Consider the following 12,768-nt stretch of genomic DNA (forward strand, 5'->3'; position numbering starts at 1 on the left):
TGAGCGACTAGTGGTTCATCACTGTGGTTTTGACTCTTTGGGAGCAACCGGATAGGCGCGACCGAGTTTGGCGCGGGCTTTGTCGGTTGTGAACATCCATTTGATGCGGTCTCGGACTTTGTTTCGCTGCCGTTGCCATGCTGCGATCTCTTTTCGGAGCCTTTTGGGATCGTCGATACGACGGCCGAGACACTGGCGCTGCAGCACGCTGATCTCGCACTCGACCATATTAAGCCAGCTGGCGTGTTTCGGGGTATAGTGGAACTCGAGGCGGCGCAGGATGCGACGGGCCTCGGCAGGCGCAAATGCCTGATATAGCGCGCCGGCGGTATGGATCGACAGATTATCCTGCACGACCCGGATGCAGGCGGCATCGGGATAATGGACGTCGACGAGCTCACGCATGCAGTGGGCGTAGTCTACGGCGGCGCGGCGCTCGGTGACCTGGACGTTGCGCCAGCCGCGATGCGGATCGAAGGTGACGAAGAGATTGACGGTGCCGTTGCGGCGGTACTCGTAATCGTATCGCTCGCGCTGTCCCGGTTGGGCCGGGATCGGCTGGCGCACCTCGCCGATCAGCTGGACGGGGGTCTCGTCGAAGCAAAGCAGCGGCCGCTCGGGATCCGGCGCCTCGGCGTAGAGATCGAGCACGTCCTCCATGCGGGCGACGTACTCGCCGTCGACCTGGGGAATGCACCACATGTCCCTGCGCCAGGGCTTGAGATCGTTCTCGGTGAGCCGGCGGCGCACGGTTTCGCCCGACAGGCTGTCGTGATCGGTGAGCTTGACCATCGTGTCGGCCAGCAGTGTCAGCGTCCAGCGTTTGCGGCCAGCTGGCGGCTTGGCACATGCGGTCGCCACCAGCAGGGCCTCCTCTTTGCCGGTCAGCTTGCGCTCTGCGCCCGGACGCGGCTCCTCGCTCAAGGCCCGCTCCAGATTGCCTTCCACGAAGCGGCGCTTGGTCCGGCCGACAGTGGAGAGGCTGACCCGGACGGTTCGGGCAATCTCTGCGTCAGAACTGTCCCCATCGGCCGCCAGCAAAATCTGAGCCCGTTTGAGTTTGCGGGCGGCATGCTTGCCGCCGCCGAGCATCGCCGTCAGTTCGTCCCGCTCGACTTGGCTCAATTCCACCCGATAACGTACATTCATGCTTCGCCTCCTTGTCGGAGGCCGGGACGAATCCAGCTATGAGTCAAAAATCAGGCGTGCACTTCACCGAGAAGCAGGGGCACTATCTCGCTTTCATCCATACCTATTCGTACATGTTCGGACAGCCGCCCGCCGAGGCCGACATCCAGCGCCACTTCCGCGTCAGCCCACCGTCAGTTCACCAGATGATCGTCACCCTCGAACGCAACGGGTTCATTCGTCGCAAGCCTGGCGTCGCACGAAGCATCGAGATCCTCTTGCCACCCGAAAACTTGCCCATCCTCCAATGGCTCGGCATCAAAACGTCAAAATCACTGTGATGAACCACTAGAGAGTTGTGATCGATTGCAGTTATCGTTTGCTGAGGCCCGAGAGAGTCCGCGAGCTTGCGCAAGCTCCTAACATACACTTCGACGGTGCTCGGTTTCCATCCCCGGCGCGGAGTAGCGGCCAGGATCGCGCTGTCGATGAGACGCGCGTCTTCCTCAGAGACTTCCATAACTGGGCGCTGGTTAACTGGAGCACCGGGGTCGCGATACTTCCGAAGCGCGTTCAACGCGGTACCCATTTCCGCGTCACGCGGGAAACACTTTTTAACGTGGGCGACCAGGAAGTCGCCATCGGCTCCAGCGATCGTATGGCCCTGCTCCTTGAGATGCATTCCCAAGCGACAAAGAGCCGTAGTGTAACCCTCGCTTGTTCTTGGTTTCAGATTCCGGCAATCAGCCTCGGCCCGGACCGCCTCGTCGATGAGCCTTGCATCTTCCACAGAGATTTCGTCACGTGGACGTTTCTTATTTGGAGGACCGGGATCGCGATACGCCCGAAGGGCGTTTAGCGCGAGAACCATTTGCGGGTCACGCGGGAAAGCCTTTTCGGCGTGAGCGACCAAAAAACCGTGCTCGACTCCAAGAATCGTTTGGCCCTGTTCCCCGAGATGATTCCCCAATCTACGAAGTGCTCGAGCATAATTAGTAACGGTCCCCGGTCGCAGCCCCCGGCGTGCAAACTCCTGTGCCGCGCCCTCGATGTAGCGACGATCTTTGTCAGATAGATGCGGCCAATATCGGTCTTGAGGGGAAGCCCCTCCAGAAACGAGAGCGTCGGCTCGGAGCGTCCCGTGCAAGTGCTGCTCGAAGCTTTCGGGCCTGTCCCGTTCCACCTCTTGCTCTTGAAACATGGCATCCCACGCTTGCCAAGAATCTGGATGGACGAAATTAACTGGGGGCACACTAACATTCCTGTCCGAAGTCATACCGAATCACGGTGCCTACATGGGCTAGCTGTCGAGAGGCTGACGAGCCCTTCGGCCGGTGAGTGACGCGGTGTTGGCGACATCGAGCAGCAACGACGTCAGGCCGGCAATGGCTACGTGCTCGGGGTCAGCAGCGTTCATATCTTCCGATCCTGGGCAAGCGCCGACCGATTGACAAGGCGACCCACATCGCATGCATGATCATCCGCGCCGTTTGATGGTCGCTCGCCGGGTTTTCCGCTGCCAGACCGATTACGGGCGGCACTCTTAATCGGTCGAGCAAAGTCAACTCATTCCTAGATTTTTCCTCGACTCCTCGCAGAATAAGCATCGCTGCTTCCCTCCATCTACGACGAATGACAAACGGACGCTATAGTCTTGTAGTCGTGAGGGGAGCGCGCGTGTTTGTCGGTACCCTGATCGATACAATTAACAGAGGAAAGACACGAATAGCGACTTTCAGCGTACCAAGGGGATAACCCTGATCGTTGGGGGGGGGGATGCTCAGTTCACGCCCTCCATCGGCACCGCCTTGAGCCTTCTTCGCCGGAGGGCTGGCGAAAAAGGCCGACGATCGGCCCATTATCCGGCCGGTCGCCGGCGTGGGTACGCCGCAATGCGGAGCTGTGGGCCTCAGCCGATCACGCGTTTACCATCCAGCTCCGAGCGGCGATGAGCCCGGCGTGCACGAGCACGGCAAGTCCTAATCCGGCGAGCCCGATATTACTCGGTCACGGCTCCAGCGCGACCTGCAAGCCCTCGTTGCCGTCAACATGAACATAACGGGGCCCGATCGGCCGCCCCCGACCGCTGGCGACGGTGACAATGTCTTCCAGAGGCATGGCGCGCACATCCGCCTCAGGGCGGGACAAGATCAGATCGGCGTGAAACAGCCCTTCGGATTCAAGGCCGCTAGCATCGACGCCAAGAGCTGCCAAGCTGGCCAAACAACATTCAAATTCTTCAGCATCGCGAAAGCGACGTTGGATAAACGTCGCGCCGGTAAGACGTTCAGTCGCAAGGCCGCGCTTCGCGAACGTCGCTGCCAAAGAATCGAATGGGAACATTCGTAGCACGAAAGAGATGATCCATGGACGCTTTGTCGCATCGAGAATTTTGCTGAACGTTTTTTCGGTAACGTAGCCGATGCAACCCGTCGACAAAATAACATCCGTTGAGCGGAGAACGCGCGCGCTGTCCGTCGATAGCGCCTCCTTTTCAAGATCAGCGACAATGCCCTGCTCCAGGAGACCAACATCCGTTGCATAGCTGATTGCCGGTGCGGACACATCGAGGCCGATAAATCGCGCCAAACCGACATCAGGCCACGCTGCATAAAAATTACGATCGAGACGCACCAATGCCTCAGAACTGATCGCCCTCATCTCGCGCCGAGCATAGCGGTGACGCAAGCCTCCGAAGGTGAGTGGAAACCGATGCACTGCCGCGTTGATACCGTACGAACAGCCAATATCAAGCACAACCGGCTTAAGGCCGGTTGCCGAAGCTTTCGCTGCCAGAATTTGGCGCACAACCGGCTCAGCCACGTCCGGGATCATATAATCCAAGTCTCCCAGGACAGAGAAATATGCCCTCGGATCATCCGAAGCATAAATATCATCGAATACGGCTTTCGACCGATTGATACGCGAAAAGTCTGTATGCAACCCAATTTCTCCCATCGCATTTGCGAACCACTCGACGGCTGTTGCCTCCAAGTACTCGATGCCTTATCGCACAGATTGTGCCGAAGCATAAACCCCATCGCGCGCTTTTCAGTCTTGCTTCGAGGCGACGCGGACCTAACTCTTATTGCAGAGCATGTATGAGATTGCTGTGAATACTGATCGAACATTGACCCCCATCGGCGTCGTCGAGACCCTTTCAGGCCGTTGATTTCATTGATTTGAGATGACGGGACCCCTACGCTGATCATGGTCGAGACCCCACGCCGAAACACATGCGGCGACTGGCTGCACATTATCCCGACACCAAGATCGCCGGCATCCTCAATCGCCAAGGCCGTACAACGGCCACAGGACTGTCGTTTACGGCAAATCGTGTGTCGAGCCTGCGGACGCACTGGGAGATCCCGTGCTTCGAGCCGAAACAGCAAGTGCAGGACGGCGAGTGCATGACGATCGAGAAAGCAGCACGCGCTCTCGGGACCGCACTCTCTACTTTGCATCGATGCCTCAACGATGGCTTCATTGCCGGAGAACAGATCACACCTAGCGCGCCGTGGCGCATCCGTATCAATGACGAGTTGCGGTCGCGCTTTGTGGAGAGCACGGCTCGCGGGCTCCGGATTTCGGAGAGGTCTGACTGATGGTGTCACCACAATCGGACTTTACCGTGAGACACCCCCCAACTACAGGTGTCGAGCGGCCTGCGTCGACCAGTGCTCCGCCTCAGCAAGCGGATAGCGTGAGTCGCCGCTAAGCGCTGTGGTCAACAGGGACTTACAGAACGCAGGCGTGAGCTTGCCGCGGTGGACCACGACGTTCTCGTGACCCGTGGCAGCCCGGGCGTTCTGCCACTGCTGATTGTAGCCGCGCTGTTGATTGGACTTGACGTGGCAAGCGGCGAAATCGGCGTCGTCCAGCATCGCCAACTGCCGCGCATGTACCGGCCGCTTCGTATGGATGTGCACCCACATTGGACTTGGCATTGCACCATTGCGCAGCGCCTTGGGTTGCAGCTTGATCTCAAACAACACTCCTGGCTCGCCCTTTAACGCGAGCGGTAGATCCGCAGGCGCCAACTCCTCGACCGCCCGCAAGTGTTCAAGGTACTTCTGCGACGGAAAGTCGTAGGTCTTCATGCAATCAATTCTAGTCATGGCCTTTCGCTCGTTCAAAGCCTTGGCCAGCCCCTGCGCCTCGGACCCCATCATCTTGAGTCGGACTATTTTGTCGTGCACCTCGCGCACTTGCGCAGGCGCGAGTAGGACGCGTCGACGAGGCTCCTCCAACGCGGCCACACAGGCCTGCATCTCGGCGGCCTGGGTCTGCAGGCGCTCGACCACGGTGTCCACGAGGTGGTCGGCGTCCTCCGGTTTCATCTGGCGCGCTTGCGAAGCGGCCTTTTGCTGACCAGCCAGATCGAATTGCAGAAGTTCATCCAACCGCTCGAGGTGTCGTGTGACTACCTCCTTCGACGGCGGAGCCTGCCAGATTGCCAAGTGTGCCGTCGCCGACGATGACGCCCTCGCATGCGCCTCCTCCGCGCTCACGAGCTTCTTCGTACCTAGATCCGAGAGCACGACAACCTTGGCTGCTGGCACCGTGGCCTTGTCGGCCATAGCGACCTGCGGCTGGGTCCACGCGGCCGCCGAACTCCCGGCGCCGGCGGCCGGCGTGCGCTTGCCTTTCCCCTTCCTGCGCGCTGTAGTGCCTTCAGCCACTACAGCCTCGCCGGCAGTGTTGGCCGGTATCGCAGCCCCATCCTCGAGCGCCGGTGAAATAATGGCTTGCGTCTTGGGCTGTAGATCCAGGAGGCGCATAACGTCGTGCGCAGTGAGCCACGCGCCTTCCACGATCTGACCCAACAACTCGAATGGCAGGTCGGTACCTGTTCCGGCATCCCTTAGCTTTGAAACAAGGTCGTGCACGCCCAACGCAAATTCCGAGAGTCGCTCCATGACTCCTTCCAGGACGGCGCAGTGCGCTCCGTCGAGTACGCGTCCTTGGCTGTGTAGAACTGCGTCCGATGTCGAGACGAATGCCGGAAAGACGTCCCCGAGGAAGGTTCCCAACAGGCGCGCCCGTCCGTTCTCGGCCATGAGGATTTCCCTCATGACTGGTTGAAACGTGCTCGCGTGAGGCTCAATCATGATTTGCGCGAGAGCGACCCGCGATTGCAGATGCATGCACTTCGTATGAAGTGCCCAACCGCTGTGCAGCCGCAGTGCGGCCTCTTCGGCCTGCCGCATCTTGGTCGTTGGCTTGGGTAATTTAGCAGTAGCGGCGCAGACGCCTTGCATCCGTTCCGAACGCAACGCCTTTTTTTCCCACCACTCCATGCAGGCCGCATAGCGGTTTGCCACGCTTGAAACCGCTCGGCTCATTTGATCGGAGTGAGCATTGGATTGGAGCATCCGCTCAAGCACGTCTGTCGCAGTCGTTCTGCTCTGCTCCAAGGCGAGTATGGTCGGGGTGGCCAGTGCGTTGCATTGGTCCGTAACATGGAGCGCCTCGTCGCGCACTCGGCGAGCCTGATTGTCGGACAGAATGCCACGCGCCTCATGCTGGGGCAGGCTAGTGTAGAACTCCAGAACTTTTGAGCCTGCCTTAACGAGCCGGTCGCCCAGCTCTAGTGCCTCCGAGGAGTTCTGCGCTTGCTTGGCCGCATTACGGCAAGCTTCAAGTTCCTCAAGCAGGCTGTCCATTTGTTGCTTTGTTGCCTTGATCTTGCCGCCCATCGAAGAAATGGGGACTGCCATACCCGAAGTTCGCGGCTGGATGGCAGCCGCGGCGGCTCCATCTTGAGGCCCAGAGCGCATCCGCTCCAAGACGGAGTCGAAAAATTGGCTGCCTTCCCAAGGGTCGAGAGTGGACTCTGAACCCGAACTGCTTGATCTTCCCGCGCTGTCCGCACCTACAGTCCCAACGTGCGATCGATCTTTGCCCGTCATATTCCATCCGATACAATCGAGAATGCGCAGTCAATCTCGATAGACCAGCCTAGCTGACGATTGGCTGACGAGGGGCGTTTTCCTGGGTGCACAAGAAACTCTCGCCTGGTTCAATCCTATAAGTGCTGCCGTGTTGCCAGAGTTTGCCAGGCAGAAATGACCGCGTCAGGTGTCGGCTGGGCTAGGTCTTGTGCGAAGGGGACTTGCGGCGGAGCGTTCACAGCCAATCGCGATTCTTGACGAAAAGCTCGTCGAGCTCAAGATCAAAGAAGTCAATTTCTGCGCGCTCTGGGGTTGAAGGATCATTGAATTGTAGCGTATATCCGCTCACGCTGGTCAGTACCGCTACATGCATATCCCCCGATCCCAGAGGTACCGCAGCCCAGATCGGTCCTCGCCTCAGCAACGTCTCGACGAGAAAATCGCGCGTAAATCCGCATGTGGCTCTACGAGCCTCTCCAATCCTTCGATCGAAGCCAAATAATGAAAACAGTTTCGGTCGAGGCCCGCGTCGGCCCGCCAAAGCGTGGGCAAGCCCAGGCGGGGCCCCGGGCGAAAGTAATACGACACCATGCAAGCGGAAGCATACCAACAAGCCCAACTCCCCCACGGCCGCATAATTCCGTGGTGATCTCGTCGCATGATCGGTTGACCATCATAGCCATGCTCTCGGCCGACAAGCGGAACCCTCAATTGTTTGTTTAGCATTGCACAGCTCCATAAGTTTAAGGCGAGCCGAGCAAATAGCGCGCCAAGGGCCCGCGAACAATTACGAGAAAAGTAGTCTCTTCGCTGGTAGTGATGGGGTGGGCGGACCTGAGCGAGCGTCGCAACACAGCGAAGATGAACCACGCGATCCGTTCGCCTGGCTCACCTTAACGCTTCAGCCAATACTCCTCCCATCTGTGGACGCCCCCGTGAGTGCAAGTAGAATCTTTCGTGAGGTTCTGCGCGTAGTCGGGTGCTGACATCTGTCCGGCCTCTGATGCGACCGGTCATGCGTTCGCGGGCCCGTATGGGAGTTCGCGGATCGGAGGCCAAATCACAGAAGCGTGCTCGAACTTGGGGCACTGTGGGAGGAACTGGCTTTCCCGATCCCGTCTCATCGACTGTTGCGCCATACCTTTCCTTTCCGTCTGACCTTCCTACACTCTCGACGACCTCTGGCTGGACGGCTATGCCGCCGCGGCCGGAGCTTGGTAGACGCCGCCTTTCGCCAAAAGCGCCCAGACAGTGCGGGCCATCTTGTTGGCAAGGGCGACGATCACGAGCATGGGCGGCTTGCGGGAGAGCATCCTCGCCAACCACGATCCTTGGGGAGAAGTGCCGCGGCGACGAGCATGCCGCACGACGGCGCAAGCGCCGATGATGAGCAAGCGCCGCAAGGTTCGCTCACCCATCTTCGACGTTGCGCCAAGCTTTTGTTTTCCGCCGGTCGAGCGTTGCCGCGGTGTCAGTCCCAGCCAGGCAGCGAAGTCGCGGCCTTTCTTGAATGTCGTGGCGGCGGGGGCCAGAGCGACGAATGCTGTTGCTGTTATCGGGCCCACACCTGGTATGGTTGCCAGCCGCCGCGCAGTTTTGTCTTCCCGGGCACGGCGTGCGATCTCGACGTCAAGATGTTTGATCCTGTGATCCAGCAACCGCAGCGTATCAACCAGCAGCTCGAGTGCCAGTCGGGCGGCTTCTGGCAACTCGCTGCTCGGATCCTCCAGCTGTTCAATGAGCTTGACGACGTGAGATGGCCCCTGGGGAACGATCACGCCGTACTCGGCAAGGTGGCCGCGTAGAGCATTGATCACCTGCGTGCGCTGTCGCACCAGGAGGTCGCGCGCCCGAAACACGACCGCGCTAGCCTGCTGCTCCGCACTCTTGACGGCGACAAAGCGCATCGTTGGCCGTTGAGCGGCCTCACAGATCGCTTCGGCATCGGCCGTATCGTTCTTCTGCCGTTTCACGAAAGGTTTCACGTAGGCAGGCGGGATGAGGTGAATTGTGTGGCCGAGTTTGCCGATCTCGCGCGCCCAATGGTGCGCGCCCGCACAGGCTTCCATCGCGACCAAGCACGCCGGCTGCTTGGCGAAGAACTCCAGCACCTTGTTACGCCGCAGCTGTTTGCGGAAAATAGTGACACCTGCAGCATTCGCCCCATGCGCCTGAAATACATTCTTCGCCAAATCCAGCCCGATCGTGCTAACTTCCATGGCGGACGCTCCTTTCTCTGCGGTGGCTGTTCGACACCACCATCTTGGCACATTGATGCCGTCGAGAGGGGCGTCCACATGGGGTAATCGCGGGAGCGAGCTGCCCTAAAGCCAATCACGAGTTTTGGAGGGCGGCTGTTCCTCGATAGGATGGAAATACGGGCTCACGACTGGACGCCGGGCCCAAGCATCGAATGGAGAACAGCCATGGAAGAGTATATCGGTCTCGACGTGTCGATGAAAGAGACGGCAGTCTCAATCCGTCGAGCAGGTGAACGGATCTGGCGCGGTAAGTGCGCATCGGATCCCAGTATCATCGCCGAACTCATCCGCAAGCGGGCGCCGGCCGTGAAACGAGTGGTGTTCGAGACCGGACCGCTGTCGGTATGGTTCTATCATTCTCTGCGCACTGAAGGATTGCTGGCGATCTGCATCGATGCGCGCCATGCTAAAGCGGCGCTCGATATGGCGGCGAACAAGACGGACGCGAACGATGCCGATGGTCTGGCGCAGCTGGCGGAAGTCGGTTTCTTTCGCGAGGTCCGCGTGAAGGGATTCGATAGCATGCTGACCCGCACGCTTGTGGCGGCGCGCACGCGGCTTGTCCGAATCGCCACCGAGCTTTCCAACCAGATCCGCGGTGTCATGAAAACCTTCGGTCTCGTCGTTCCAGCCGGAAAGGGAAGCAGCTTCGAGAAGAACGTCCGGAGCCTTCTTGCCGATCAAGACGGACTTGCATCGATTGTGCTTCCGCTGTTGGAAGCCTGGCGTGGCATTCGCATCCGCGCGGCCGAACTCGGACGCCAGTTGGTCCGCGACGCGCGACAGAGCCAGGCTTGCCGCATCCTTATGTCCATTCCCGGCATCGGTGTGATCACCGCAACTGCCTTTGCCACGGCCATTGAGGAGCCGGACAACTTTAAGAAATCCCGATCTGTCGGCGCATGGATCGGCCTGACGACGCGCCGCTACCAATCCGGAGAAGTCGATTATGACGGTCATATATCCCGGCGTGGCGATCGCCATTTGCGAGGGCTTCTCTACGAAGCGGCGACGGTCATTTTGACGCGCAGCTCAACCGACAGCACTCTGCGCACGTGGGGTCTGCAGCTCCGGGAGAGACTCGGCTTCAAAAGAGCTGCCGTGGCTGTGGCGCGCAAACTGGCGGTTATAATGCATACGATGCTTAAGACCGGCGAGCTCTTCAATCCGAAGGCCGGAGCCCCCGCATAAATCCCGATAGCGCTCAGAGCCTGAACACTGAGGTGTCCCTGCCGGGACGTGAGCCGAGCCATTCCGCTGATGGGGTTGCACCGCTGACCCAGCAAAGTGCGTCGTCCACATTGAAGGCTCGTCCCGCGAAGCTCTGAAGTGGACCCCGGATTTTGGACCGGCGGCTTAGGTGGTGCGGATGCCGTTCCGTTTTGATAAACGGAGCGGACCATGAAGAAGACGAGACGGACAATCGATGCGGCGCTGAAGGCAAAGATCGCCTTGGAGGCGCTGCGAGAACAATCAACGGTGACGGATCTGGCGCAGCGCTACCAGGTGCATGTGAACCAGATTTATGCCTGGAAGAAACAGCTTCAGGATCAAGCGGTTCGGGCGTTCGACGCGGGCGCTGGTCGGGATGGCGAGGCGGCCCACGAACTGGAGGTCGAGAAGCTCCACGCCAAGATCGGACAATTGACGGTCGAGCGGGATTTCTTAGCCAGGAGGTCCGAAAGATGAGCGCGCCGGATCGCCGAGGATTGCTTCAGCGCGATCATGCGAGTCTATCGATCCGCCGGCAATGCCAACTGCTGAGCGTTGCGCGATCGAGCGTGTATCGGCCGCCGCGGCCGGCCAATGACAACGACCTTGAGCTGATGCGGCGGATCGACGAGCTGTTCACGGCCTGGCCGTTCTTGGGCTCGCGGCGGATGACGGCGATGCTCAATAGCGAAGGCTGTCGCATCAATCGCAAGCGCGTGCAGCGGTTGATGCGCAAGATGGGCATCGCGGCGCTGGGACCAAAGCCCAGAACCACAAAGCCGGCGCCGGGACACAAGATCTTCCCGTATCTCCTGCGCCATATGGTGATCGACCGACCGAATCAAGTGTGGGCGGCCGATATCACCTATCGTGCGCCTCGCCCCGAGGAATCGGGGGAGCGTATGTTTGGAATGCATTGAGAAAGGAGGAATTTGACGAGCCTGCTTCCTGCTGTGGGGAAGCATGAGCCCAAGCGGCGGTGACCTGCTGTCAGCTGGCAGGGTGACGTAGCCCGCAGGTAAAGGGGACTGAGGCGAAACCGTTACGCCGAGATGGTTCCCGAGGCTGAGTATCGGAAGGTTGAGGAACACGAACCGGTTCATCCGCGTCTGTGGGCTGAAATGTCGCCTCCGCCTACACGGTTTAACAGGCGGAATGCTGAATGGTGTCGAAGGATATGTAGCCGGAGACACCCGAACGCGAGCGTAGATGTAGGGCGTCTTGCGTGGGCCGAGGGGAGAACACAGCCAAACCTGAGGCAACGGCATCGACTTGCAGCAAGCAAGGGAAAAGACTGCGACCGGCAACCTCACCGATGCGCTGGTAGTCCAACATATGAACGAGGGAAGGCATGAGCGGAATGGCAAGGGAGTTGACCCCGATGTCCGTCATGCTGGCAGAGCTCCCGTAGTAGTCCGAGGCCGGGAAAGCCGGTCACATGGCGAAGGGGAGCAGTTTGAGTTGCTTGGAGTGCACGTGATCTGACCTAATGAGGTGAAGACCTTTGATAATCAGTGAAATGCAGCACAAGCTCGCGATATCAGGATGTCGCAATGGCCATGGGCCAGACTTGAACGGAGAGCCGTATGCGCTGAAAGGTGCCCGTACGGTTCGGGGAGGAGAAGCGCTTATGCGCTTCTTACTCCATTGCCGATCGGCCAGGGCTTTCTGTATCTGGTGGCTATCATCGATTGGGCGAGCCGTGCGGTGCTGGCCTGGCGCCTGTCGAACACGATGGACACATCGTTCTGCGTGTCTGCGCTCGAAGAGGCCTTGGCGCGCTTCGGCCGGCCTGAGATCTTCAATACCGACCAGGGCAGCCAGTTCACCAGCGCCGCCTTCACCGGCACGCTGGCCGCCACCGGCGTCAGGATCTCGATGGACGGTCGTGGGCGCTGGATGGACAACGTGTTCATCGAGCGGCTGTGGCGCTCGCTCAAATACGAGGACATCTATCTCAAGGGTTATTCGGATGGTCGCGAGGCCAAAGCCGGAATCGCCCGATGGATCGAATTTTACAATTTCCAGCGCCCTCATCAGGCGCTGGAAAACCGCGCGCCGATGGCGGTCTGGCGGGCCGGTGTCACCGGCGCATTCGGCGAACAGGCTGTGGATATGACGCTTCTCGCAAGCGAGAAGCTTGGACAACGCTGCGCGTTGCCCGCATCCCCACAGCCACAACAGCAGCAGGCAAGAGTAGCGTAAAGATATTGGGAAGAACGAACGGCAGCAGCTCCACTTAAAAAACCGGACCCAGTGGTCCTCAGCATAGG

At 59.5% G+C, this 12,768-nt stretch carries 9 protein-coding genes and 1 pseudogene; 6 read left to right on the forward strand and 4 right to left on the reverse strand.

Features of this window, described 5'->3' with window-relative positions:
* Positions 1-18: 18 nt before the first annotated feature.
* A complete protein-coding gene (locus tag NLN62_RS48885) occupies positions 19-1,149 on the reverse strand; it encodes an IS630 family transposase (protein WP_254113977.1) in 1,131 nt (376 codons plus the stop codon).
* 38 nt (positions 1,150-1,187) lie between these two features.
* Here NLN62_RS48885 and NLN62_RS48890 point away from each other — a divergent pair, with 38 nt between their 5' ends.
* Positions 1,188-1,469, forward strand: coding sequence for a LexA family transcriptional regulator (locus tag NLN62_RS48890; protein ID WP_254113978.1), 282 nt, complete (start codon positions 1,188-1,190; stop codon positions 1,467-1,469).
* Positions 1,470-3,135: 1,666 nt separating this feature from the next.
* Here NLN62_RS48890 and NLN62_RS48895 read toward each other — a convergent pair.
* Positions 3,136-4,086, reverse strand: a complete 951-nt coding sequence (locus NLN62_RS48895) for a class I SAM-dependent methyltransferase (protein WP_254114250.1) — start codon at positions 4,084-4,086, stop codon at positions 3,136-3,138.
* 278 nt (positions 4,087-4,364) lie between these two features.
* Here NLN62_RS48895 and NLN62_RS48900 point away from each other — a divergent pair, with 278 nt between their 5' ends.
* Complete coding sequence (locus NLN62_RS48900; RefSeq protein ID WP_254113979.1) at positions 4,365-4,733, forward strand: hypothetical protein; 369 nt, start codon at positions 4,365-4,367, stop codon at positions 4,731-4,733.
* Positions 4,734-4,775: 42 nt separating this feature from the next.
* Here the strand turns inward: NLN62_RS48900 and NLN62_RS48905 are convergent, their stop codons facing one another.
* Together NLN62_RS48905 and NLN62_RS48910 are read right to left on the reverse strand one after the other, a co-directional pair.
* Positions 4,776-7,040, reverse strand: a complete 2,265-nt coding sequence (locus NLN62_RS48905; protein ID WP_254113980.1) for a hypothetical protein — start codon at positions 7,038-7,040, stop codon at positions 4,776-4,778.
* A gap of 1,175 nt (positions 7,041-8,215) precedes the next feature.
* On the reverse strand, positions 8,216-9,241 hold the full coding sequence (locus NLN62_RS48910; RefSeq protein ID WP_254113981.1) for an IS110 family transposase: 1,026 nt from the start codon (positions 9,239-9,241) through the stop codon (positions 8,216-8,218).
* 207 nt (positions 9,242-9,448) lie between these two features.
* Here NLN62_RS48910 and NLN62_RS48915 point away from each other — a divergent pair, with 207 nt between their 5' ends.
* From NLN62_RS48915 to NLN62_RS48930, 4 genes and pseudogenes are all read left to right on the forward strand, one after another.
* Entirely contained in the window at positions 9,449-10,474 is a 1,026-nt protein-coding gene (locus NLN62_RS48915) for an IS110 family transposase (RefSeq protein ID WP_254113982.1), read from the forward strand.
* A gap of 210 nt (positions 10,475-10,684) precedes the next feature.
* Entirely contained in the window at positions 10,685-10,972 is a 288-nt protein-coding gene (locus tag NLN62_RS48920) for a transposase (RefSeq protein WP_254113983.1), read from the forward strand.
* A complete protein-coding gene (locus NLN62_RS48925; RefSeq protein WP_254113984.1) occupies positions 10,969-11,415 on the forward strand; it encodes an IS3 family transposase in 447 nt (148 codons plus the stop codon). Before NLN62_RS48920 ends, NLN62_RS48925 begins: the two co-directional genes overlap by 4 nt.
* Before the next feature lie 718 nt (positions 11,416-12,133).
* Positions 12,134-12,700: pseudogene (locus tag NLN62_RS48930) on the forward strand (transposase); the annotation flags it as partial.
* Between the last annotated feature and the right edge of the window lie 68 nt (positions 12,701-12,768).

It is taken from the genome of Bradyrhizobium sp. CCGUVB23, from assembly GCF_024199885.1.
Lineage (GTDB): Bacteria > Pseudomonadota > Alphaproteobacteria > Rhizobiales > Xanthobacteraceae > Bradyrhizobium.

What these genes read in the sequence shown, in the direction of transcription:
- NLN62_RS48910 (WP_254113981.1), bottom strand. Translation starts at nt 9,241, where the DNA reads ATGGAAGTTAGCACGATCGGGCTGGATTTGGCGAAGAATGTATTTCAG.
- NLN62_RS48920 (WP_254113983.1), top strand. Translation starts at nt 10,685, where the DNA reads ATGAAGAAGACGAGACGGACAATCGATGCGGCGCTGAAGGCAAAGATC.
- NLN62_RS48905 (WP_254113980.1), bottom strand. Translation starts at nt 7,040, where the DNA reads ATGACGGGCAAAGATCGATCGCACGTTGGGACTGTAGGTGCGGACAGC.
- NLN62_RS48900 (WP_254113979.1), top strand. Translation starts at nt 4,365, where the DNA reads ATGCGGCGACTGGCTGCACATTATCCCGACACCAAGATCGCCGGCATC.
- NLN62_RS48915 (WP_254113982.1), top strand. Translation starts at nt 9,449, where the DNA reads ATGGAAGAGTATATCGGTCTCGACGTGTCGATGAAAGAGACGGCAGTC.
- NLN62_RS48890 (WP_254113978.1), top strand. Translation starts at nt 1,188, where the DNA reads ATGAGTCAAAAATCAGGCGTGCACTTCACCGAGAAGCAGGGGCACTAT.
- NLN62_RS48925 (WP_254113984.1), top strand. Translation starts at nt 10,969, where the DNA reads ATGAGCGCGCCGGATCGCCGAGGATTGCTTCAGCGCGATCATGCGAGT.
- NLN62_RS48885 (WP_254113977.1), bottom strand. Translation starts at nt 1,149, where the DNA reads ATGAATGTACGTTATCGGGTGGAATTGAGCCAAGTCGAGCGGGACGAA.
- NLN62_RS48895 (WP_254114250.1), bottom strand. Translation starts at nt 4,086, where the DNA reads ATGGGAGAAATTGGGTTGCATACAGACTTTTCGCGTATCAATCGGTCG.